Here is a 22,000-nt window from a genome sequence, read left to right on the forward strand (position 1 = left end):
ATTCCCCCACGAAACCCTGTGGTTTCCATCTCTCCACGGACGGAGCCCCTTGTGCTATTGCGACCGCAATACGAGGCCCAGGCCACCTCGGCTGGGCTTTCTTTTTAACCAGAAAAACTACAGATTCCGATTACCTACATGCCTGCCTCGCGTTTCGAAAGTCGTTTGCAGCGGCTGTTGCCAGCGCCCCTGAATATTCCCCCCAAAGAATGGTTGCGTGCCGGTATCGGCGCGTTGTTCGGCCTTTTCCTCGCCGGCTGGCTGACCAGCATGGCCTACGGCCCCAGCATTGCCTTGCACCTGCTCGGCCCGCTGGCGGCTTCGGCCGTGCTGGTGTTCGCCGTGCACTCCGGCCCATTGGCCCAGCCCTGGCCTGTGCTGGGCAGCTACGCCCTGGCCGGTGCGGTCGGCCTGGCCATGCGCCAGGGCTTCGGCCCGCAGCTGTGGGTTGCCGCTGCAGCCCTGGGTATCTCGATTCTGGTGATGTGCCTGCTGCGCTGCCTGCACCCGCCAGGCGGCGGGGTGGCGGTGAGCGCGGTGCTGGCCGACCCCGGGCTTACCGCCATGGGCGACCACCTGCTGGAGCCGGTGCTGCTCAACGCGTTGATCCTGGTAGCGGTGGCGATCCTCTACAACCACCTCACCGGCGTGCGCTACCCGAAAGGCGCGGTGCCGCGCAAGGACCTGCACCACACCCATGACCCGCTGCCCAGCGAGCGGGTCGGCATCCGTGGGGAAGACCTGGATCAGGCTCTGGAAGAACTGGGCGAGTTCGTCGATGTCACCCGTGACGAACTGGAGCGCATCATCCTGGCCACCGAGCAACACGCCCTGCAGCGCAGCCTCGGCGGCATCACCGCGGCCTCGGTGATGTCCCGCGACGTGCAGTTCGCCACGCCCGACACTACCCTGGAGCAGGCCTGGAAACTGCTGGCCTGCCACCACCTGAAAACCCTGCCGGTGCTGCAGCAGGGCAAGCTGGTGGGAGTAGTCAGCCTCAGCGATCTGGTCGGCCCGGCCATGCAGCGTGGCCGCTTCAGTTGGCGTGGGTTGTTCGGCCGCAAGACGGTGCGCATGGAGCAGGTGATGAGCCGCCGGGTAATCAGCGTCAGCAGCCAGCACCCGCTGGAGCGCTTGCTGCCACTGCTGTGCGAACAGGGCCTGCATTGCCTGCCGGTGCTCGATGCCGACCAGTTGGTGGGGGTGATCACCCAGACCGATCTGATCGCCGGCCTCAAGCGCCAGTTGCTCAGCGAGGCCGAGGCTTCAGATAAGCGGGTCCCAGCGTTGTGACCAGTCGCTGGCGCCGGCGGCCACCAGCCGGCGCAGGATGGCGAAGGCCTGTTGCAGGGCTTCGCTGTCGCGTTTACGCGGGTACACCAGGAAGGTCGGGTAGGTGAATTCCGGCGCCTGCGGTACTCGTTCGAACACCCCGCTGTCCAGATAGGCCTGCACTACCCGCGTGCGGAAGTAGCCACTGCCGCCCTGGTCGAGTATGAACTGCAAGGCCAGCGGGCCCAGGTTGAAGCTCAGCGCCGGGCGCGCGCAGTCGGGCAGGGCGGCATCGTGCTGGCGACGGAAGGCTTCTCCCCAGTCGATATAGATGTACGGGTCCGGCTGGTCGACGCGGCGCACACGGATCAGCTTCTCCTCCATCAACTGCTCCACCTGCAGGCCCGGGCCGTAGATCGGCTGGTAGACCAGCGCGGCATCCAGCAGGCCCATCTCGACCTTGCGCAGCAGCGATTCGCCGTCGCTCACCTCGCTGCGGATGGCATGGCTGGGCAGTTCGCGGTGCAGGGCACCGACCCAGTCGAGCAGCATCGGGTTGCCCAGGCTCACCTCACCGCCCACGTGCAGCACTTGCTGGCAGCCTTCGGGCAGCGGCAGGTCGCGGCGCGCCGCTTCCCAGGTTTGCACCATCTGGTTGGCGTAACTGACGAATGCCTCGCCGTCGCTGGTCAGGCTGGCGCCGTTGCGGCTGCGCACGAACAGCTGGCAGCCCAGTTGCTGCTCCAGGCGCTGCACCCGCGCGGTGATCGCCGTTTGTGACACGAACAGGCGTTCGGCGGCGGCGACCAGGCTGCCGCAACGCACGATTTCCAGAAAGGTACGGGCCTGATCGATATCCATGAGCTGCTCGGTGGCTGAAGGGGTGGCCTATTCTAGAGGCTTTGCACCGTTATGGGGCGTTTTTGCGTTGTCTGCAAATTTGCAGGTCGGTTGTGACTTTAGTCCCATGGCGGCGCGGGTGTAGCGGTCCATACTCAAGTTTCGCCCTTCAATAACAACAAGTACCGGGTTTCTTTCGATATGAGCTACCAGCACAGCTACGCCCATTCCATTTCCGACCCTGCCGCTTTCTGGGCGGAGCAGGCCGCGCACCTGGCCTGGCACCGCAAGCCAGCCCTCACGCTGCAAGAAAATGCCGACGGTACCCACCGCTGGTTTGCCGATGGCCGCCTGAACAGCTGCTACCTGGCCCTCGATCACCAGATCGAGCAGGGCCGTGGCGAGCAACTGGCGCTGATCTACGACTCGCCGGTGACCGGTGTGCAACAGGCCTACACCTACCACCAGCTGCGTGACGAGGTGGCGCGCCTGGCCGGGTTGTTGCGCCAGCTGGGGGTGAACAAGGGCGATGGCGTGATCATCTACATGCCCATGGTGCCGCAGGCGGCCATGGCCATGCTGGCCTGCGCGCGGATTGGCGCAGTGCACTCGGTGGTGTTCGGTGGCTTTGCCGCCAACGAGCTGGCCTTGCGCATCGACGACGCCCGGCCGACGCTGCTGCTGACGGCGTCCTGCGGGCTGGAGTTCGACCGGGTAATCGAATACAAGCCGCTGGTCGATCGTGCCCTGCAACTGGCCCGCCACCAGCCGCGCAACGTGCTGGTGCTGCAGCGCCCGCAGGCGCGTGCCCAGCTGCAGCCAGGCCGCGACCTGGACTGGCAGGCGGCATTGGCCAAAGCCGAGCCGGTGCCGCCGGTGGAACTGGATGCGGGTGATCCGCTGTACATCATGTACACCTCTGGCACCACCGGCAAACCCAAGGGCATCGTGCGGGAAAACGGCGGCAATGCCGTCGCGCTGTGCTACGCCATGCGCCATATCTACGGCATGCAGGCCGGCGATGTGTGGTGGGGCATATCCGACGTGGGCTGGGTGGTTGGCCATTCGCTGATCGTCTATGGGCCGCTGATGAGCGGCTGCACCACGGTGTTCTACGAAGGCAAGCCGATCCGCACCCCGGATGCCTCGGCCTACTGGCGGGTGGTGGAGCAATACAAGGTCAACGCATTGTTCTGCGCCCCTACGGCCATGCGCGCCATCCGCAAGGAAGACCCTGAGGGCGAGCTGATCCGCAAGCACGACCTGAGCTCGCTGCGCCAGCTGTTCCTGGCTGGCGAGAAACTGGATTCCAGCACCCACGAATGGCTGGAACGGGTCAGTGGCAAGCCGGTGCACGACCATTGGTGGCAGACCGAGACCGGCTGGCCGGTCACCGCGCCCTGCGTAGGGCTGGAAGGCAGTGCGGCGAAGCCCGGGTCGAGCAACCGGGCGGTGCCGGGCTATCACGTGCGCGTGCTGGATGACGAGGGCAACCTGCTGGGGCCGAACCACCAGGGTTCGATCGTCATCGCCCTGCCATTGCCGCCCGGGTGCAGCCAGACGCTTTGGGGCGACCACGAGCGTTACCTGCAGGCTTACCTGCGGACTTACCCGGGGTATTACCACACGGGTGACGGTGGCTACCTGGACGATGACGGCTTCGTCTACATCATGGGGCGCACCGATGACGTGATCAACGTGTCCGGGCACCGGCTGTCCACCGGCGAGATGGAAGACCTGGTGGCACGCCACCCGGCAGTGGCCGAGTGCGCGGTGATTGGCGTGCATGACGAGATCAAGGGGCAGGTGCCGTTGGCGCTGGTGGTGCTCAAGGACGGCGAGGGCATTGCCGAGGCGCAGTTGCTGGTGGACCTGGTGGGCAGCGTGCGTGAGGAGATTGGCGCGTTGGCGTGTTTCAACCGGGTGCGGTTGGTGAAGCGACTGCCCAAGACCCGCTCCGGGAAGATTCTGCGGGCGGTGCTGCGCAAGATTGCCGACGGGCAGGACTATGTGCCGCCTTCGACCCTGGATGACCCGGCGGTGCTGGGGGAGATCGAGGCGGTGCTGGCGGATTTGCCCAGGGCTGGCTGAGGGTTTGACCTTGCTGGCCTCTTCGCGGGTAAACCCTCTCCTACAGGGATGTCACAGGCCTTGAGAACTGTGCAATACCTGTGGGAGCGGGCGTGCCCGCGAAGAGGCCGGCCCGGGCAAAGCAGTTCTAGGGTCCTACCTGATGCAGCTGGCCCAACCGGCTGCGCGTACGCATCAGGTCGGCAAGCGGCCCGCCCAGGCTTTCTTCCAGTGGCCGCTTGCCGATCACCAGCACCTGCCGGTCCTGGTCATACAGCACATCCACCAGGTTGACGAAGCGCTGCTGCGCCGCCAGGGAACATTCCGACAAGTCATCCAGCCCATCGATGATCCACTCATCGTATTGCCCGGCCAGCACCAGGTAGTCGATCACTGCCGTGGCCTTTTCGCACAGGTCGTCAAAGCCCAGCACCACCCGCCGGCCGTCCACCGCCAGTGCGCGCAGCGGGCGCTTGTTCACTTCCAGCATCACCGGCTGCGGCTCGGGCACATTCAGCGCCTGGCGCTGCGCTGCATTGCCCGGCCAGACATAGTGGCCCCGGGTAAAGCGCTGATGTTCGCGGTTGGCCGGCAGGCTGCGGAAATCGGTATCGCCACCCACTTCCAGCACTTCCATCGCGCTGTTGATCAGGCGGATCACCGGCAGGAAGCGCTCGTGGTACAGCGGGTTTGGCAGCAGCCCTTCGGGTGCATAGTTGGACGTCACCAGCAGGAATACGCCACGGCTGAACAACGCATTGAACAGCCGTGTGAGCAGCATGGCATCGCCAATGTCGTGCACATGGAATTCGTCGAAGCACAGCACCTGGCAATCACCCACCAGCTCGTCGAGGGTCGCGCCCAGTGCATCATCCAGCGCCCGGTGGCGGTGCATGCCCTGGTGCAGGCGGGCAAAGAAGTCATGGAAGTGCAGGCGCAGCTTGGCCTGCACCGGCACGGCCTGGAAAAAGCCGTCGAGCAGCCAACTCTTGCCACGGCCCACCGAACCGTACAGGTACAGGCTGCGTGGCTGGCCTTGTTCGAGCTGCGCCAGCTGTTCGGCCATGCAGTGGATTACCCGGCGTTGGCCGTCGCTGAGTTGGTAACCGCGGCTGTGCGCCTTGTCCTCGAACCAGCCGAGCAGTTCGCTCTGGTTGGCGGCGGCGCCGCGCAGGCGTTGGCCAAGCTGGCGTAGCGGGGTAGGGATCCAGGCAGGCAAAAGCAAAGCTCCTTGGGCGATGGCAGGGCAGGGTGCAGCTTGCCCGAGGGCGGCCATTTTGACTAATACAGAAAGTGCGCGGCAATCATCGCCTGACGAGATAGGTTCGCCATGCAGGCGTACAGTAAAGGCTGGAACCGGTGCGAGGAGGGGCGAGCATGCACGCCGACTTTGATCTGCAGCGCTTCGTAGAGGCGCAGAACCCTGTGTATGACCAGGTGATGCAAGAGCTGCAGGCCGGGCGCAAGCGCAGCCACTGGATGTGGTACGTGTTTCCGCAGCTCGATGGCCTGGGCCACAGCGCCATGGCCGAACGCTATGCGCTGGCCGGTATCGACGAAGCCCGTGCCTACCTGGCTCATCCGCTGCTCGGCCCGCGCCTGCAAGCGTGCGTGACTGCGCTGCTGCAGCACCATGACAAGAGTGCCCGTGAAATGCTCGGCAGCCCTGACTACCTCAAGCTGCGCTCGTGCCTGACCCTGTTCGCCCAGGCCGCGCCCGGCAACCCGTTGTTCCAGCTGGCGCTGGTGCAGTTCTACGACGGTGAGCCGGACGCCCTGACGCTGGCCATGTTGCAGGGTTAGTTCAGGCCTTTTGCTCCAGTTGGCGCTCGATCATGTACTTCACTGCCAGCCGACGTTCTTTCAGGCGGCGCAAGTCTTCATCCTCGAAGTTGCCCGCCGAAATCGACTCGGCGGCCAGCACCTGATTGTCGATGTCCATGTATTCGTCCAGCAGACGGTCCAGTGCCTTGTCCTGCTGTCGGCGCTGCTGGACGATTTCGCGCGGGTAGTGCAAGTCCTGGTAAAGATCGTGGGAGACAGGCATGGGGTCCTCCTTGGTCAATGCAGATGGTTCATCTGATTGGAAGGGAGGAATGCGATTGTGTTGAAGCCAAGCGGGCGGAAAGCGACGGATGGTCGCCTCGCCAACCGCGAAAATGACTAACTCGCTGTTTTTTGGTAATTTTTTTTCATCAGGGGGTTCACAGACCGAAAGTTTGTTGTTAAAGTGCCGCGCATTCCAAGACAACAACCCAGTTGTCACTCAGTTGGAATTGTCAGAGCAGCAGATGCTGCATCCGATACAGGGGCGTCGCCAAGCGGTAAGGCAGCAGGTTTTGATCCTGCCATGCGTTGGTTCGAATCCAGCCGCCCCTGCCATTTTCTTGCTTCAAACGTATCTCGGTCCGGTGCTTGGAAATACAAGCGCTGGGCTTTTTCGTTTCCGCAGGTTTTGCCGAAGGCTCTGTTCGGTCACCTGGCCGTTCCAAGCATCTCGTTCAGCAAGCGGGCCAGTTCATCGGCCTGTACCGGCTTCTGGATCACCAGGCTGCCCGGCAACTCCAGTCCCTGCAACTCTGCATAACCGGTAAGAAGCACCACCGGCAGGTGCGGGTAGCGCTCGCGCGCCGCCAGGGCCAGTTGCGCACCGTTGAACTCGGGCATGGCGAAATCGCTCAGTAGCAGGTCGATCTGCTCATCCAGCAAGGCCAAAGCCTGTTCGCCACTGTGCGCCTGGCGTACCTGGTAGCCGTACTGGCGCAACACATCACCAAGCATGTCGCGTACCAGATGGTCGTCATCCACCAGCAGCACGGTGCGATTACAACCGCTTTCGCTAGTCGAGTGGCTGAGCAGCGACGGCATCGGTTCGTTGACGGCTTCACCCTTGACTGCCGGCAGATACACGGCCACCTGCGTACCACGCCCCGGCGTGGTGTCGATGCGCACGCCACCCCCGGACTGTTTGGCGAAGCCGAATACCTGGGCCAGGCCCAGGCCCGAACCCTTGCCGATATCCTTGGTGGTGAAGAACGGTTCGAACACCTTGGCCAACACCTCTTCGCTCATGCCGCAGCCGGTATCGCGGATACTCAGCATCACGTACTCGCCAGGGTCCGGGTCTTCCGGGCGCTGTGGACGTGCGTCGATCCGGGTGTTGCGGGTCGACAGCGTCAGCTGGCCACCGTCGGGCATGGCATCGCGGGCATTGATCGCCAGGTTGAGAATGATCATTTCGGTCTGGGTCGGGTCGGTCAGGGCCTGCCACAAGGTTGGTTCCAGGTCCAGGCGCACCGAGACATTGCCGCCCAAGGTGCGGCGCAGCAACTCTTCCAGCCCGGCCAGGGTGCGGTTGAGGTTCAGCGCCACCGGCTCCAGGCGCTGGCGGCGGGAGAAAGCCAGCAACTGCGAGGTCAGCTTGGCGCCGCGCTCGCCGGCTTCGCGGATGTGCTTGAGCCGCGCACTGGCCTTTTCCAGGTCGGCTTTGGCCAGGTCGCGCTCAAGGAAGCTGGCGCCGGTGAGGATTACCGTCAGCAGGTTGTTGAAGTCGTGAGCCACACCGGCGGTCAGCTGGCCGACCGCTTCCAGGCGCTGCATCTGCTGCAGCGCGGCCTCGATGCGTTCGCGTTCGGCGATCTGCTCGCGCAGGCGGGCGTTGGCTTCGGCCAGGCCCAGGGCGGCTTCGCGCTCGCTGGTGATGTCGCGTGCCACCACGTACAGCAGGGTGTCTTCCGGCACCACCACCCAAGACAACCAGCGCTGCTGACCACCGGCATCCAGGATACGCCCGACAAAGCGGGCGCTGGTGCGACCATGGGCGAGGGCGGCCAGTTCGGTGAGCATCAGTTCCTGGTCATGCTCGGGCAGCAGGTGCAGCAAGGACGACTGGCTCAGACGTTCTCGGGACAAGCCCAGGCTGGCTTCCCAGGCGGGGTTCAGCGCGACTGGGGTCAGGTCCTTGTTGAGCACGGCCAGCAAGTCTTGCGACAGCTCCCAGGCACGGTCGCGTTCGCGGGTGCGGCGCTCGACCCTTTCCCCCAGCATTTCGTTGAGCTGGCGCAGTGCCTGGGTGGCCAGGCGTTGGGTGTGGATGTCCTGCAACACCCCGGAAAAGCGCACGCACTGGTCGTTGACGAACCGGCTCTGGCCGCTGCTGAGCAACCAGCGCGGTTCCAGGCCGTCGGGTTGGGCGATGCGGAATTCGACCCGATACAGGCCGCCACCTTCCGGGCACATGGCCTGTTCCACCGCCTCGCGCACCTGCGGCAGGTCGTCGGGGTAGATGCCGGCGTAAAACACCTCGAGGCTCATTTCAGTATCGGTGGGTAGACCGAACAGGGTCTTGCAGCGGTCATCCCACAACAACAGGCCTTCCTGCGGGCGCATGTCCCATGTGCCCATGCCGGCAGCGTCGATGGCAATGCGTGCACGTGCCTCGACGTCTGCCAGGGCCTCTTCGGCGCGGCGCCGGCGCTGGCGCTCCTGCACTTCGGTCAGGGCCCGGCGCACGGCCTTGGGCAGCAGAGGCAGGTTCTTCTTCAGCACATAGTCGGTGGCGCCCAGGCGGATCATTTCCACCGCATGTTCTTCGCCATAGATACCAGACAGGAAAATGAACGGAATGTCGGGTGCCAGGCGCTGGGCGATGGCCAGCACATCGGTGCCGGACGAGCCCGGCAGCACGCAGTCGCACAAGATCAGGTCGAAGTGGGCCTCGCTCAGGGCTTGCTCGACACCGGCATGGTCGAACACCAGCTGCGCCTGCACCTGCAACCCGCTGCGTTCCAGGCGCATCAGGGTCAGCTCGGCGTCCATCGAGTTGTCTTCGACCATCAGCAGTTTCAGCGGCGTTGGCTGCATCGTCGCGGGCACCTCAGATGCTGCCACGCCGGTTCAGGCGCAGCGAGCCGGGCGGTGGTTCGTTGAGTACCGCCCAGAATATCCCCAGGTCGGAAATGGCGGCGACGAATTCCTTGAACTCCACCGGCTTGACCACGTACGCGTTCACCCCCAGCTCGTACGCGCGCAGCAGGTCGGGCTCCTCGCGCGAGGACGTCAGCATCACCGTCGGGATACTGCGCAGCTCGGCGGTGGCGCGCACTTCCTTCAGCACCTCCAGGCCGTCGACCTTTGGCAGTTTCAGGTCCAGCAGCAACACGGCGGGGTTGCCATCGTCACGTTCGGCATAGGCATTGCGCCGAAGCAGGTAGTCGAGTGCCTCGGCACCGTCACGCAGCACGATGACCTCGTTGGCCAACTGGCTGCGCTCCAGCGCCAGGAGCGTCAGCTCCAGGTCCCGTGGGTTGTCTTCGACCAGCAGGATGGGTTTGAGCATGATGGTAGCGGTGCCTCAGGTAGTTGCGGGATGGCGCGGGAGGGTGAAGTGGAAGGTTGCACCCTGGCCAACCTTGCCATGGGCCCAGACCCGGCCGTCATGGCGTTCGATGATGCGACGCACGCTGGCCAGGCCGATCCCGGTGCCTTCGAAGTCTTCCATGCGGTGCAGGCGCTGGAACACGCCGAACAGTTTGTTGGCGTAGGCCATGTCGAAGCCCACGCCGTTGTCGCGAATGCAGATCTCGGTTTCGCCCGGGTGTTGCACGGCGCTGATGCCGATGCGCGCCGGTGTGCGCCCACGTGTGTATTTGATGGCGTTGGCCAGCAGGTTGTGCAAGGCCATGTTGATGAACGCCGGGTCACCGACCACCTTGGGCAGTTGGGCGATGTCCCAGACAATTTCGCGGTTTTGGTAGTCGGGCGCCAGTTCGCTGCGAATGGCCTCGACCAGGGCGTTGAGGTCGACCTCGGACAGGCGCAGGGCCGAGCGGCCCATTTGCGAGAAGTTGAGCAGGTTGTCGACCAGGCTTCCGGCAAAATGCGCGGCTTCCTCGATGTGCTGCAAAAAACGCCTGCCGCGCTCGCTGAGGCTCTGGCCCTCGATTTCGCCGAGCAGTTCGGAGTAGCCGGCAATATGGCGCAGGGGGGCGCGCAGGTCATGGGACACGCTGTAGGAAAACGCTTCGAGCTCCTTGTTCGAGCGGCGCAGCTCCCCAGCCAGCTGCGCCAGTTCCTCGGCCTTGCGCAGGACAATGCCGAGCACTGCCGTGCGCAACTCCTGCACGCCTTCGATGACCAGCGGGTGCCAGGGTTCACAGTAGCCGCGCAGTTTTTCCTGCCAGCTTTCGAAACTGTGCCGCGGGTCGAGGTTGCCCTGCGGCCCGACCTGTTTGTTCGGCTGCCCGGCCCAGTTCACCGTGCGCACCTGCTCGGGACGGAACCACAGCAGGTAGTGCGAGTGGATCTGCGAAATGGCCACTGCCAGCACACCGCCTGCATGGGCCGCGAGCTCGGGCAGTTCATCGATGTCGCGGCACAGGTTGTCGCTGTGGAACACGCTGTCTTCGCCACGCTGGGAGAGCCAGTGCACCAGGGCGTTTACCTGCGCGGCCGGAGGGGTCTTGCCGATCAGGTCGCAACGTTCGGCGGATATGACCGCGGCACCTTGGGCGCCGGCGAAGGCCAGCAGTACTTCGGGCAAGTCGCGCAGGCCGTCGCCGACACTGTCATGGTCGGCCATGGACGAGATCATGCGCACGATGTGCTGGCGCAGCTCCAGCAACTGGCGAGTGTTGGCGTGGGACTCGCGCGACTCGATCTGCAGCGACAGCACACTGGCCAGCAGTTCGCAGGCGGTACGGGTGCGCAGGTCCACCGGGCGTGGCTGTTCGTGGTGACAGGACACCAGCCCCCAGAGTTGCCCGTCGACCACGATCGACAGCGACATCGATGCCAGGGTACCCATGTTGCGCATGTACTGCAGGTGCACTGGCGACACGCTGCGCAGCGCGGCAAAGCTCAGGTCCAGCGGCTTGCCGGTGCGTGGGTTGGCAGCGGGCAGCAACGGCGAGGCCTGGTAGTTGGCATCCTCGATCACGCGGATGCGGTTGATTCGGTACAGCTCGCGCGCCTGGCGCGGTATGTCCGAAGCGGGGAAACACAGGCCCAGGTAGCTCGGGTAGCCCGGGTCGGCCACCTCGGCCAACACCTGGCCGTTGCCTTCGGCATCGAAGCGATAGGCCTTGACCCGGCCAAAGCCGGTGATGCGCTTGAGCTGCAGCACTGCTTGCTGCAGCAGTTCCTCGAGGCTGCCGGCCTGGTGCAGGCGGCCCACGAAGCTGCGCACCAGCGGGTAGTAGTCGCCTTGCCCGACAAGATCGGCCGGCAGGCGAGGGGGTTCGAATTCGGCGATCAGCACCTGGTCGTGACGATGGACCAGCAGGTGCAGGTTGCCACGATATGGAGCGTCCTGGCGCAGGTGCACATCGCTGATGTGGAACGGAAAGACCTCGTCCTGCGGCAGGCGGGCCAGGTGCAGGCGCAAGTCGAAGGCACCGCTGACCAGTTCGGCGAACTCGCGACCTATCAGTTCACTGGCCGGTATGCCCAGCCAATGCTCGACATTTTCACTGGCCTGGAGTACCCGCATGTCGGTTTCGTCCAGCACCAGCAGAAAACCGTGGGGCTGGATGCTGCCAGGTAGCTGGATCGGCTCCTGGGCGCAGCGCTCGAGGGCTTGGGTGAGCGTGCTGTCTGCAATCATCTATGAAAACGCTCCTGTCGTGTCCTTCCATGCATGCCGCATGAGTCTAGGCAGGATGAAAGGGATACACCCTAACAGAATATCGGTCCGGATAACGGCCTTTGGCCATTTGAGGAGAATGTCGGCGATGCGTTCTGTGTCGTGCGGCTTTTTTTTAGTGGTAGCGCTTTTTGGCTAATACAAAAAAATGGCTCGATGCCAGCATCGTGATGCCACCTCGCTGCTACGCTCAAGTCAGCAGATATCGACAAGGATAATAAGGTGAAGGAGCGCTACCTGGCCGCCCTGTTGGGCCTTATGTTGAGCAGCAGCGCCATGGCGGCGGACTTCCTGGTGGAGGTACGGGTGCTGGTGCAGCGTGGCTGCATGCTGGTCAACCAGCCCCGCGATACCGGGGCACAGGCGCTTGGGCGCATCGACCTGGGCGCTACTGCACGGCTGGATGGCCCTGGCGCGCCGCTCACCGGCGCGCTGTTGAGCCAGCGCCCGCCACGCCTGGAATGCAATCCCCACACCCCCTATCAGGTCCGCGTCGATGGTGGGCAGCATGGCGGCGTCGGCGAGTTGCGCTTTCTGGCCAGTGACGATGACACGGCCCGGCTCATCCCGTATCGCCTCTACCGCGACGCTGCCTGGCGCGAGCCGCTGGCGGTGAATGTGGCGCACTCGGCGCGGGTGCCGGACAGCGGCTCGGTCGAGCTGCCGTTGTACGCACGGATCGACAAGCTGGCCTGGGTACCGCCTGCAGGCCTGTACGCCGATCTGCTCAAAGTCACGGTCACCTGGTAGGGATGCAACCATGCTCAAGGACGCGACGCCATGAACCGCACCTCGATCCTGCTGCTTTCCCTGGGCCCGTTGCTGGTGCCCGGTGGAGCCGCGCATGGCACCAGCACCGGTTTCATCCAGGCGCGGCTGGTGATCAGCACCGCTTGCCAGATCAGCAGCAACGAGACGCAACCGGCAACGGTGGGTAACCCCGGCGTGATGGACTTCGGCGAGCGCGGACCGAACTGGGACCAGCCGCTGCGCAGCCGGGTTGATGATGTGAGCGGCGAAGGCAGCCTGCAGATCAGTTGTACGCCCGAGGTGCGGGCGTTCAACGTGCGCATCAACGGCGGCCTGAATGGCAGTGACGGCATACGGCGGCTGAGCAACGGCCGCGAGCTGATCCCCTACCAACTGGCGATCGACCCAGGTGGTAACAGCCGCTACGGCATCGGCCAGGCGCGTGCCTTCACCATCAGCAGTACCCGGCAGATCCCGATCCCCATCTACGGTGTGGTAATGGCGCAACCGCGTGCGCTGCCAGCCGGCCTGTACCGTGACACCCTGAGGGTGACCCTGGACTGGTAATGACACAAGGAGACTTCGATGCGAACGAACCTTTCACGCTGCATCCTCGCCGGTCTGGGGCTGATGCTGACTTACCAGGCGCAGGCCGCCACCACCGGGACTATCGAGTCGACGCTGACCTTGACCGCAGCGTGTCAGGTCAACGGCAGCTCAGCCACATCGGGGACCGACTTCGGTACCTTGGACTTCGGCACTCACGATGCCTTGTTCAACACCGCCGACGGCCAGGTAATCGGCGGCGGCGGTGGGGCGATCAGCATTCTCTGTTCGGCTGGCACGGTACCAGTCATCCGCGTGGGTGCAGGTTCCCACGATGGCCAGTCGGCCGGGGGCAGCCGTGCGCTGGCGGATGGCGTCGGCAACTTCGTGCCGTACGACTTCTACACCGATGCCGGGCGTACGCAGGTGTTGGCCATCAACGGCACCATCACCTTGCCGCTCAGCAGTGGTGTGGCCCAGACCGTCAACCTGTATGGCCAGGCGCGCGGCAAGGTCGGCCTGCCGGCGGGGGAGTACACCGACACAGTGTCCGTCGAGCTGTCGTTCTGAACCATGCGCAGCTGGCTGGCGGGCGGCCTGAGCGGCCTCGGCGTGCTGCTGGCCGCGCCTCTGGATGCGGCGACCACCAGCAGCTTCCAGGTGACGGCGCAGATCGTCGCCGGGTGCCTGGTGGTGGGCGGCGTGACCAGCTACGGGACGCTCGACTACGGCTCGCAGTCGGCACTGGCCACCGGAACTCTCGGCACCTCGTTGGGCGGTACCACGGTGACCTTCCAGTGCACCCCGGGCGTGGCCTTGAGCATGAGCGTGGATGGCGGGCAGAACAGTGCCAGTGGCACACGCAACCTCAAACGCACGGGCGGCACGCAGGTGCTGGCCTACCAGTTGTACCGGGACGCGGCATACAGCCAGAGCCTGGGGATCGGCCAGAGCGTGGCCGTGGGCTATACCGACCCGACGGCGATCAAGCTGCCGGTGTACGGGCGGGTTCAGCTGACCGGCACGATGCCGGCGGGGACTTACACCGATGTGGTGCAAGTGACGGTGACCTGGTGAATGCATCGGCACCAATGACCAGTATCCAAGGAGAGCTTCATGGGGGCAGGCGCGAAGTGGGCGCGAGGATTGATCGGGGTATCGTGGCTGGCGAGCCTGCCAGCCTGGGCGGCCACCTCGGTGCTGATCTGGCCGATCGACCCGGTGTTGGAGGCTGACCAGAAGGCTGGCGCACTGTGGCTGGAAAACCGCGGAACCGCACCGGCCAACCTGCAGGTGCGGGTGTTCGCCTGGCGCCAAGGTGATTACCAAGAACAGTATCAGGCACAGCGCGAGATCATTGGCAGCCCGCCGGTGGCCAACGTCGCCCCCGGGCAGAAGCAATTGATCCGCCTGACCCGCACCGGCCCCTCGCCAGTCGGCCAGGAGCAGGCCTACCGCATCATCATCGACGAAATCCCGCCCGCCATCCCGGTCGACAAGGCCGAGCCCGGCACCACCGCGGCGATCCGCCTGCAGATGCGCTACTCGGTACCCCTGTTCGTATACGGCGAAGGCCTGTGGGGCAAGGCAGGCCCTGAGGGCAAGCGCAATGCCGAGGGCGTCGGCAAGCCGCAACTCAGCTGGCGCGCGGTGACCGTGCAGGGCAAGCCGTACGTGGAACTGCGCAACACCGGCCCGGTGCATGCACGCCTGACTGATGTGGTGGTGCAGCAGGGCAGCCAGAGCAAACCACTGACCGATGGCTTGCTGGGTTATGTGCTGCCGGGGGCCAGCATGCGCTGGCCGGCACCGCTAACACCGAGTGCCGGCAGTGTGCTGAAGGGGAGGGTAAACGGCCAGAGCAGCGCGGACGCTATCCGCCAAAGCCAATGAGCCTGCGCCTGAATGCCGCGCAGAGGCCGTGGAGAACCCGGCAATGGTTGGAAACCATGTGTGATGTGGCTGACCCACCGTTGGTGCCTGGGGCTCGCCCTGGTCGGCCCTGGCCTGGTGCTGGCCGACGACCTGCCGCCACCACCTACGGAGATGTCCGCTATCGCCGATGCCACGTTGTACCTCGAGTTGCTGGTGAACCAGGTGCCCAGGGCTGAGCTGGTACCGGTGCAGCAGCGCGCCGGGCAGTTGTACCTGGACAGCGAGGTGTTGCGGGCGGCCGGCGTCTCGCTGCCAGGCAACCCGCAGGGCGAGGTGGCCCTGGAGGCCATCGTGGGGATGCATGCCGACTACGACAGCCAGAACCAGCGCCTGCTGCTGCAAGTGCCGCCGGCCTGGCTGCCCGACCAGCAGCTGGGCGACCGCAACCTGTACCCGGCCAGCGATGCGCGCAGTAGTTTCGGCGCCTTGTTCAACTACGACCTGTACCTGAACGACACCGATGACGGCGGCAGCTACCTGGCGGCCTGGAACGAACTGCGTCTGTTCGACAGCTGGGGTACGTTCTCCAGCACCGGGCAATGGCGCCAGTCGTTCAATGGTGCGCCGACCGACGACACGCGCCAGGGCTTCTTGCGCTACGACACCACCTGGCGTTTCACCGACGAGCAGCGCCTGCTGACCTACGAAGCCGGTGACCTGGTGACCGGGGCCTTGCCCTGGACCAGCTCGGTGCGGGTCGGTGGCCTGCAGTTGTCGCGCGATTTCGCTGCGCGCCCCGACCTGGTCACCTATCCGCTGCCGGCGTTCTCCGGTGAAGCGGCGGTACCGACCTCGCTGGACCTGTTCATCAATGGCTACAAGTCCAGCACCAGCGAATTGCAGCCGGGCCCCTACACGTTGACCAACGTGCCGTTCATCAACGGCGCCGGGGAGGCGGTGGTGGTCACCACCGATGCCCTTGGCCGGCAGGTGTCGACCACCTTGCCGTTCTACGTCACCAGCAGCCTGCTGCAGCAGGGCCTGGCGGATTATTCGGTAGCGGCCGGCAGCCTGCGGCGTGACTACGGGGTGCGCGATTTTGCCTACGGCCCCGGGGTCGCATCGGCCAGCCTGCGCTACGGGGTCAGCGACATCTTCACCCTGGAAACCCATGCCGAAAGCGCCGAATCGCTGATGCTGGGAGGCCTGGGTGGCAACATGCGGCTGGGCAACTTCGGTGTGCTCAATGCGGCGCTGGCGCAGAGCCGGTTCGACGGCGACAAGGGCCACCAGGTCGCCCTCGGCTACCAGTACAATAGCCAGCGCATCGGCTTCAGCTACCAGCGCCTGCAACGCCATGGCGACTATGCCGACCTGACCCGGGTCGACAGCCGGGACATACAGCTGAGCCAGCGCAGCGAGCAGGTCACGCTGAGCCTGAACCTGAACGAATACGGCAACATCGGCGCCGGCTATTTCGATGTGCGCGCCGGCGACGGCACACGTACCCGGCTGATCAACCTGAGCTACAGCAGGCCGCTGTGGGGCAACAGCAGCGTTTATCTGTCGGCCAACCGTGAAGTGGGGGACAGCCAGTGGGCAGTGCAGGCGCAACTGGTGATCCCGTTCGACCTGCACGGCACCCTGGCCCTGGGCATGGAGCGCAGCCAGCAAGGCGAAACCCTGCAGCGGGTCAACTACAGCCGCGCGACGCCGGTGGGGGGCGGTGTCGGTTACAACCTGGGCTACGCCACCGGTAGCGAGCGCGACGCCTACCGCCAGGCCGATGTCACCTGGCGCCTGCAGTCGGTGCAGTTGCAGGCCGGTTTGTATGGCAGCAGTGGAGAGATGACCCGCTGGGCCGACGCCAGTGGCTCGCTGGTTTGGATGGATGCCGGGCTGTTCGCTGCCAACCGTATCGACGATGCCTTCGTGTTAGTCAGCACCAGTGGTTACGCCGACGTGCCGGTGCGCTATGAAAACCAGGAGGTCGGCCGTACCGATGCCGATGGTCACCTGCTGGTGCCGTACAGCAGCGGTTACTACCGCGGCAAGTACGAGATCGACCCCATGGGCTTGCCGCCGGACATCCTCGCGCCGGAAGTGGAACAGCGGGTGGCGGTGCGCCGAGGCAGCGGCTACTTGCTGGAGTTCCCGCTCAGGCGCGTGCTGGCGGCCAGCGTCGAACTGGTGGACACCGAACAGCAGGCACTCAAGCTGGGCAGCCGTGTCACCCATGCAGAAAGTGGCAGCCAGGCGGTGGTCGGTTGGGATGGCCTGGTTTATCTGGAGAACCTGACGCCGCATAACCGACTGCAGGTTGAGTTGGAGGGGGGCGGGCATTGCCAGGTGGCGTTCGACCTGCCTGAGTCGCAAGGCTCGATCCCGTTGATTGGCCCGTTGGTGTGCAAGTGAAGGCCTGCTGGCGTGGTTTGTGGGCATGCGCCTTGTTGTTGTGGGCGGGCTCGGCCTGGGCCAAGTGCACGTCAGTGTTGACTGCGCCTGCGGCGTTTGGTTCGCTCAACTCGACTCAGGTACGTGGCACGGTCCAGACAGCTTCCAGCACCAACTCTGGCCTGCAGTGCAACGGTTCGGTGATCAGCGTGCTCAGTAGCACCGACTCCTTCAAGATCAAGATCACCTCCACCACCAGCGGCCTGGTAGGGCCTACCGGGGATGTGATCCCCTACACGCTCTATGCCGACGCCACAACCAACTATCCGATCACCCGTGGCACCCCCTTCGAATTCAGGACCACCGGCATCCTCGACTTGCTCGGGTTGCTCAACGGTACACCGAAGAACGTGCCCATCTACATGCGCACGCAGGTGGGCAGCAACGTATCGGCGGGGCTATATCAGGAACTCCTCGATGTCGAGTGGACCTGGGACTATTGCGACGGGATTGGTGTTGGCGGGCTTTGCATAGGGCGAGACCAGGGCTCCGGTACCAGGACCCTGCTGGTAAGCATGACGGTGACCAACGACTGCCAGATCACCACGCCCAGCATCAACTTTGCCAGCGCGCCGGTGGTGGCGGGGTTCGGCACGGTGAGCCAGAGCCTGAGCGTGTCGTGCACCAAGGGCAGCAACTACACGGTGGGCCTGGATGACGGGCAGAACGTGGCCAATGGTCGACGGCGGATGAAGTCGGCGGCCAACAACTACCTGGCCTATGACATTTTCAAGAGCGCCGGTGCGGTGCGCTGGGGTTCGACAGGGGCTGCGCGACGGGCCAGCGCCGATGCCGATGTGAACCCCGGCACGGGGACCGGCACCGGTAGCCAGGTGTTCAACTACAACGCCAAGGTCTACACCGACCAGGCTACACCACCGGCTGCGACCTATACCGACAGCGTGATTCTGGATGTGCAGTTCTGAGCGCAGGATTGCTATCGGCCGAGGGACCTTGTGGGAGCGGGCGTGTCGAGGCGTCGAACCGCCGCGAACACCGGCGAAGCCGGTGCCATACACCGTATTGGATTCTTCGCGGGCACGCCCGCTCCCACAGGGGACGCGTCAGCCAGGGGCCTCAGCGCAAATCGCCAACCATCTTCGCCAAGGTCTCAAGCACCGCCCCGGCCAACGCCTTCGAACGTGCCCCCGACCACCCGGTGACGGCATCCGGCGCGTCGTCATGGTCCTTGAACGGCATTTCCAGGGTCAGTGACAGGCAGTCATGCGCCATCCCCACCGCATTGCAGGCCAGCGTCGTGTTGGCTTGCCCCGGTTCGTCGCGGGTATAGCCATGCACGGTCTGGAAGTCGCGGGTCAGGCTGCACAGGGTGCTGCGGAACTGCTCCTCCAGTTTGGCCAGACGCGGCGTGTAGCCCGGGTTGCCCTCGCAGGCCGCGGTGAACACATGGGGGATCTCTTCGTCGCCATGCACGTCGATGAACGCATCCACGCCGTGTTGCTTCATCTGTGCCTGGGCGAAGAAGACCTCGGGGCTGAGCTCGACGCTGGCGTCCTGCCAGGCACGGTTGAGGTCCTTGCCCTTGAAGTTGGTGCGCAGGTGGCCGAGGAAGGCACCGTCGGGGTTCATGTTGGGGATCAGGTACAGGTCGGCCTTGGCCAGCAACTGCCGGATCACCTCGTCGTTGGCCTGCAGGCGGTCGATCACGCCCTCCATGAACCATTCGGCCATGTGTTCGCCCGGATGTTGCTGGGCAATCAGCCACAGCTTGCGCTTGCCTGCGGCACCATCACCGGCACGCAGCAGGGGAATGTCGCGGCCCTGTACGCTGCGGCCACTGGCGAGCAATTCCACCCCCGGCAGTTGCCGTGCACGTTCGATCAGCTGGTTGTGACGAGCGCGCGGGTAGGGCTCGAAGTAGGCGAACCAGATGTGCGGCTGTTCGGCCTTTACCTCGAACGACAGCGCCGTGCCGTCGAACTGGCTGGGGACGCGGAACCAGGTTTGCTGGTCGTAGGAGGCCACGGCGTTGTAGCCGCTCCAGGCGTTCTTGTAGGAGGAACCGGAGGCATTGTCGAGGCTGAAGCGATGGACCTGGCCTGGCGTCAGCCCGCTGACCTTGAAGTGGAACCACTGGTAGTGGCCGCTGTGGGTGTCCGGGCGGATAGCCAGGTGCACCCGGGCCGGGTTGCTGGCATCCAGCACCTGAATGTTGCCGGAGTCGAAATCGCAGTCGATCTGCAGGGGGGACAGCGTCACTGTCATGTGCCGGGCTCCTTCTGGGGGCTTTGTTGTGAGGGTACTGTACACGGCTTGACAGGGTTGCTGTGCGAGATCAGGCGACGCGGGGGCGATCTCATATGTTTCCTACAGGCTATTTGAAGAACTGACTCGGCGTGATACCGAACTGGCGCTTGAACATGCTGGCGAAGGCACTGGGGCTGTCATACCCCAGCGTCCCCGCCACATCGATGATCCGCTCGCCCAGGGCGATCCGCTCCAGTGCCTGCATCAGCCGCGCCTGCTGGCGCCACTGGCCGAAGGTCATGCCGGTTTCCTTGCGGAACAGGCGCTGGATGGTCTTTTCGTCCACCCCCAGCTGCTGGCCCCAGTCGGCCACGGTGGCGTTATCGTCAGGCCGCTCGTGCAGCGCGGAGCAGATCGCCTGCAGGCGCTTGTCGCCGGGCTGCGACAGCTTCAGCGGCAAGGTCGGCAGCACGCAGATCTCGTCGAGGATCAGGCGCATCACCCGGGCTTCACGCGAGTCTTCGGCAAACGGCGCGGTAAAGCCTACGGAGGCCTTGATCAGCTCGCTGAGCAATGGCGAGATGCTGATCGCCTTGCTCTGCAGGGGCAACTGCACTGCCGCGTCGACGCGCACGAACACACTGCGCATTTTCACCTCGCCCACGCAGCGTATCGCGTGCACCTGGCCGCAAGGCATCCATACGCCGCGGCTGGGTGGCACGGTCCAGCGTTCGTTACCGGACTCGACGATCATCAGGCCTTTGGTGGCATAGATCAGTTGGTGCTTGGCATGGCTGTGGGGCTCGATGAACCAGTCGGTCGGGTAGTCCGTCGCACGGCTGCCCACCTCCCAGCTCCACTCATCCACCTCCACCAGCAATTCGTGCTGCGGCTTCAGCATTTCGACCTCTTGTACGGGCAGCCTGGCACGCCCACTTTAACAGCAGCGGCTGGGGCGGGCTTGCGAGCGGGTTGCCGGCAGCAGCGCGGTGGCCAGCCCCAGCAGCGGCAGGAACGAGATGATCTGGTACACCCACTCGATGCCATGCCGGTCGGCCAGTTCGCCAAGCCCGGCGGCGCCGATGCCGCTGATACCGAACATCAACCCGAACATCACCCCCGACACCATGCCGACCCGGCCCGGCACGGCCTCCTGGGCATACACCACCAGGGCGGCGAAGGCCGAGGACATCACCAGGCCGATGCCCACCGCCAGTACCGCCGTCCAGGCCAGGTTGGCGTAGGGCAGGGCGAGGGCGAAGGGCGCCACGCCGAGGAACGAGACCCAGATCACCGCCTTGCGCCCGATACGGTCACCCACCGGGCCACCAGCGAAGGTGCCCAGGGCCACGGCCGCGAGGAACACAAACAGGTACAGCTGGCTGTGCTGCACGCTCAGGCCGAAATGCTCGATCAGGTAGAAGGTGAAATAGTTGGTGAACGAGGCGATGTAGACGAACTTGGCGAACATCAGCACGGCGATGACCGCCACGGCGCGCCACATGGCGCCACGCGACAGGCCGGGGGCCTGCTGGCCGGCGAAGGTCTTGAGCCGGGTCTGGCCGTGACGCACGGTCCAGCCGGTCACCCGCAGCAGCACGAATACCGCCAGCGCGGCCGCCAGCATGAACCAGGCGATGGCCGGCTGGCCGTGCGGAATGACGATGGCAGCGGTCAACAGCGGGCCGAGGGCCGAGCCGGTGTTGCCACCGACCTGGAAGGTCGATTGCGCGGTGCCAAAGCGCCCGCCGGAGGCCATCCTGGCCACTCGCGAGGCTTCGGGGTGGAAGGTCGCCGAGCCCACGCCGACCACCGCGGCGGCCACCAGCAGCATTTCATAGCTGCTGGCGAAGGCGAGCAGGGCGATGCCCACCAACGTCACCAGCATGCCGGCCGGCAGCAGGTAGGGCTGCGGGCGCTTGTCGGTGTACAGGCCGACCCAGGGTTGCAGCAAGGACGCGGTCACCTGGTAGATGAGGGCGATCCAGCCGATCTGGGCAAAGCTGAGTGCGAAATCGCTCTTGAGCATCGGGTAGATGGACGGCAGCACGGCCTGGATCAGGTCGTTGAGCAGGTGGGCGAATGCCGCAGCGCCGACGATGCGGACCAGAAAGCCCTGGGGTTGGTCGGCAGGTGTGGTGGCGGCCATGGAGGCGGTGGAGGTCGTCATGGGCGATCTTCTTCTGGCGAAAGGGAACAAGGCATTTGCCGAAGAAGGGTAGCCAGTGCCCGGTTTGCCTGTCTCACGCCGAACAGGCAGCCACTGTCGCGTTTCGGACATCCGTCAGAGGAACATGCACGATCCCTTGTAGGAGCGGCCTTGTGTCGCGAAAGGGCTGCGAA

Annotated in this window: 19 protein-coding genes and 1 tRNA gene; 11 read left to right on the top strand and 9 right to left on the bottom strand. The window is 64.8% G+C overall.

Annotated features, from left to right (window positions below; translation table 11 throughout):
* The first annotated feature begins 138 nt into the window (after positions 1-138).
* Positions 139-1,293 (top strand): HPP family protein, encoded by a 1,155-nt coding sequence (locus GEV38_RS10490; RefSeq protein ID WP_054573128.1) that lies wholly within the window; start codon positions 139-141, stop codon positions 1,291-1,293.
* Here GEV38_RS10490 and GEV38_RS10495 read toward each other — a convergent pair.
* Positions 1,267-2,133 carry a LysR family transcriptional regulator gene (locus tag GEV38_RS10495; RefSeq protein ID WP_015269725.1) on the bottom strand — a complete coding sequence of 289 codons (867 nt, stop codon included), beginning with the start codon at positions 2,131-2,133 and terminating at the stop codon, positions 1,267-1,269. The two genes, GEV38_RS10490 and GEV38_RS10495, sit on opposite strands and share 27 nt — an antisense overlap.
* Positions 2,134-2,313: 180 nt before the next feature.
* On the opposite strand from GEV38_RS10495, the gene GEV38_RS10500 reads away from it, so the two are divergent.
* On the top strand, positions 2,314-4,203 hold the full coding sequence (locus tag GEV38_RS10500) for a propionyl-CoA synthetase (protein WP_015269726.1): 1,890 nt from the start codon (positions 2,314-2,316) through the stop codon (positions 4,201-4,203).
* 127 nt (positions 4,204-4,330) lie between these two features.
* Here the strand turns inward: GEV38_RS10500 and zapE are convergent, their stop codons facing one another.
* A complete protein-coding gene (gene zapE / locus GEV38_RS10505; RefSeq protein WP_015269727.1) occupies positions 4,331-5,401 on the bottom strand; it encodes a cell division protein ZapE in 1,071 nt (356 codons plus the stop codon).
* 158 nt (positions 5,402-5,559) lie between these two features.
* On the opposite strand from zapE, the gene GEV38_RS10510 reads away from it, so the two are divergent.
* Positions 5,560-5,985 (top strand): DUF1810 domain-containing protein, encoded by a 426-nt coding sequence (locus GEV38_RS10510; protein ID WP_003256418.1) that lies wholly within the window; start codon positions 5,560-5,562, stop codon positions 5,983-5,985.
* Position 5,986: 1 nt separating this feature from the next.
* Here the strand turns inward: GEV38_RS10510 and GEV38_RS10515 are convergent, their stop codons facing one another.
* Positions 5,987-6,229 (bottom strand): DUF465 domain-containing protein, encoded by a 243-nt coding sequence (locus tag GEV38_RS10515; RefSeq protein WP_013971925.1) that lies wholly within the window; start codon positions 6,227-6,229, stop codon positions 5,987-5,989.
* A 260-nt stretch (positions 6,230-6,489) separates the two neighbouring features.
* Between GEV38_RS10515 and GEV38_RS10520 the strand changes: the two genes are divergently transcribed.
* A tRNA-Gln gene (locus GEV38_RS10520) sits at positions 6,490-6,564 on the top strand.
* A 93-nt stretch (positions 6,565-6,657) separates the two neighbouring features.
* Here GEV38_RS10520 and GEV38_RS10525 read toward each other — a convergent pair.
* Genes GEV38_RS10525 through GEV38_RS10535 form a run of 3 tightly spaced genes read right to left on the bottom strand, consistent with a single transcriptional unit; the run spans position 6,658 to position 11,785 of the window.
* On the bottom strand, positions 6,658-9,045 hold the full coding sequence (locus GEV38_RS10525; protein WP_054573129.1) for a hybrid sensor histidine kinase/response regulator: 2,388 nt from the start codon (positions 9,043-9,045) through the stop codon (positions 6,658-6,660).
* Positions 9,046-9,058: 13 nt separating this feature from the next.
* Positions 9,059-9,520 (bottom strand): response regulator, encoded by a 462-nt coding sequence (locus tag GEV38_RS10530; RefSeq protein ID WP_054573130.1) that lies wholly within the window; start codon positions 9,518-9,520, stop codon positions 9,059-9,061.
* A 15-nt stretch (positions 9,521-9,535) separates the two neighbouring features.
* Positions 9,536-11,785, bottom strand: coding sequence for an ATP-binding protein (locus GEV38_RS10535; protein ID WP_015269731.1), 2,250 nt, complete (start codon positions 11,783-11,785; stop codon positions 9,536-9,538).
* 261 nt (positions 11,786-12,046) lie between these two features.
* On the opposite strand from GEV38_RS10535, the gene GEV38_RS10540 reads away from it, so the two are divergent.
* The 7 genes from GEV38_RS10540 (at position 12,047) to GEV38_RS10570 (ending at position 18,375) form a co-directional block, all read left to right on the top strand.
* Positions 12,047-12,574, top strand: coding sequence for a spore coat U domain-containing protein (locus tag GEV38_RS10540; protein ID WP_054573131.1), 528 nt, complete (start codon positions 12,047-12,049; stop codon positions 12,572-12,574).
* Positions 12,575-12,604: 30 nt separating this feature from the next.
* On the top strand, positions 12,605-13,141 hold the full coding sequence (locus tag GEV38_RS10545) for a spore coat U domain-containing protein (protein WP_054573132.1): 537 nt from the start codon (positions 12,605-12,607) through the stop codon (positions 13,139-13,141).
* 18 nt (positions 13,142-13,159) lie between these two features.
* The gene (locus GEV38_RS10550; RefSeq protein WP_054573133.1) at positions 13,160-13,690 is read left to right on the top strand and encodes a spore coat U domain-containing protein; all 531 of its coding nucleotides are present in this window, start codon (positions 13,160-13,162) and stop codon (positions 13,688-13,690) included.
* 3 nt (positions 13,691-13,693) lie between these two features.
* Positions 13,694-14,197, top strand: a complete 504-nt coding sequence (locus GEV38_RS10555; protein WP_054573134.1) for a spore coat U domain-containing protein — start codon at positions 13,694-13,696, stop codon at positions 14,195-14,197.
* A 39-nt stretch (positions 14,198-14,236) separates the two neighbouring features.
* Entirely contained in the window at positions 14,237-15,013 is a 777-nt protein-coding gene (locus GEV38_RS10560; protein WP_054573135.1) for a molecular chaperone, read from the top strand.
* A 63-nt stretch (positions 15,014-15,076) separates the two neighbouring features.
* Positions 15,077-17,410, top strand: coding sequence for a fimbria/pilus outer membrane usher protein (locus tag GEV38_RS10565; RefSeq protein WP_015269736.1), 2,334 nt, complete (start codon positions 15,077-15,079; stop codon positions 17,408-17,410).
* Positions 17,407-18,375, top strand: a complete 969-nt coding sequence (locus tag GEV38_RS10570; RefSeq protein ID WP_054573136.1) for a spore coat U domain-containing protein — start codon at positions 17,407-17,409, stop codon at positions 18,373-18,375. Before GEV38_RS10565 ends, GEV38_RS10570 begins: the two co-directional genes overlap by 4 nt.
* 151 nt (positions 18,376-18,526) lie before the next feature.
* Here GEV38_RS10570 and GEV38_RS10575 read toward each other — a convergent pair whose 3' ends face one another.
* From GEV38_RS10575 to GEV38_RS10585, 3 genes are all read right to left on the bottom strand, one after another.
* On the bottom strand, positions 18,527-19,675 hold the full coding sequence (locus GEV38_RS10575) for a M14-type cytosolic carboxypeptidase (RefSeq protein WP_015269738.1): 1,149 nt from the start codon (positions 19,673-19,675) through the stop codon (positions 18,527-18,529).
* 109 nt (positions 19,676-19,784) lie between these two features.
* A complete protein-coding gene (locus GEV38_RS10580) occupies positions 19,785-20,558 on the bottom strand; it encodes a helix-turn-helix domain-containing protein (RefSeq protein WP_054573137.1) in 774 nt (257 codons plus the stop codon).
* Between the two features lie 36 nt (positions 20,559-20,594).
* A complete protein-coding gene (locus GEV38_RS10585) occupies positions 20,595-21,827 on the bottom strand; it encodes an MFS transporter (RefSeq protein ID WP_015269740.1) in 1,233 nt (410 codons plus the stop codon).
* Between the last annotated feature and the right edge of the window lie 173 nt (positions 21,828-22,000).

The organism is Pseudomonas sp. 13159349, from assembly GCF_013305685.1.
Classification (GTDB): domain Bacteria; phylum Pseudomonadota; class Gammaproteobacteria; order Pseudomonadales; family Pseudomonadaceae; genus Aquipseudomonas; species Aquipseudomonas asiatica.

Excerpts from the sequence above, each read along its gene's own strand:
- GEV38_RS10515 (WP_013971925.1), bottom strand. The coding sequence starts at position 6,229 with ATGCCTGTCTCCCACGATCTTTACCAGGACTTGCACTACCCGCGCGAA.
- GEV38_RS10535 (WP_015269731.1), bottom strand. The coding sequence starts at position 11,785 with ATGATTGCAGACAGCACGCTCACCCAAGCCCTCGAGCGCTGCGCCCAG.
- GEV38_RS10510 (WP_003256418.1), top strand. The coding sequence starts at position 5,560 with ATGCACGCCGACTTTGATCTGCAGCGCTTCGTAGAGGCGCAGAACCCT.
- GEV38_RS10495 (WP_015269725.1), bottom strand. The coding sequence starts at position 2,133 with ATGGATATCGATCAGGCCCGTACCTTTCTGGAAATCGTGCGTTGCGGC.
- GEV38_RS10555 (WP_054573134.1), top strand. The coding sequence starts at position 13,694 with ATGCGCAGCTGGCTGGCGGGCGGCCTGAGCGGCCTCGGCGTGCTGCTG.
- GEV38_RS10560 (WP_054573135.1), top strand. The coding sequence starts at position 14,237 with ATGGGGGCAGGCGCGAAGTGGGCGCGAGGATTGATCGGGGTATCGTGG.
- GEV38_RS10575 (WP_015269738.1), bottom strand. The coding sequence starts at position 19,675 with ATGACAGTGACGCTGTCCCCCCTGCAGATCGACTGCGATTTCGACTCC.
- GEV38_RS10550 (WP_054573133.1), top strand. The coding sequence starts at position 13,160 with ATGCGAACGAACCTTTCACGCTGCATCCTCGCCGGTCTGGGGCTGATG.
- GEV38_RS10490 (WP_054573128.1), top strand. The coding sequence starts at position 139 with ATGCCTGCCTCGCGTTTCGAAAGTCGTTTGCAGCGGCTGTTGCCAGCG.
- GEV38_RS10545 (WP_054573132.1), top strand. The coding sequence starts at position 12,605 with ATGAACCGCACCTCGATCCTGCTGCTTTCCCTGGGCCCGTTGCTGGTG.
- GEV38_RS10530 (WP_054573130.1), bottom strand. The coding sequence starts at position 9,520 with ATGCTCAAACCCATCCTGCTGGTCGAAGACAACCCACGGGACCTGGAG.
- GEV38_RS10525 (WP_054573129.1), bottom strand. The coding sequence starts at position 9,045 with ATGCAGCCAACGCCGCTGAAACTGCTGATGGTCGAAGACAACTCGATG.
- GEV38_RS10585 (WP_015269740.1), bottom strand. The coding sequence starts at position 21,827 with ATGACGACCTCCACCGCCTCCATGGCCGCCACCACACCTGCCGACCAA.
- GEV38_RS10500 (WP_015269726.1), top strand. The coding sequence starts at position 2,314 with ATGAGCTACCAGCACAGCTACGCCCATTCCATTTCCGACCCTGCCGCT.
- GEV38_RS10580 (WP_054573137.1), bottom strand. The coding sequence starts at position 20,558 with ATGCTGAAGCCGCAGCACGAATTGCTGGTGGAGGTGGATGAGTGGAGC.
- GEV38_RS10565 (WP_015269736.1), top strand. The coding sequence starts at position 15,077 with ATGTGGCTGACCCACCGTTGGTGCCTGGGGCTCGCCCTGGTCGGCCCT.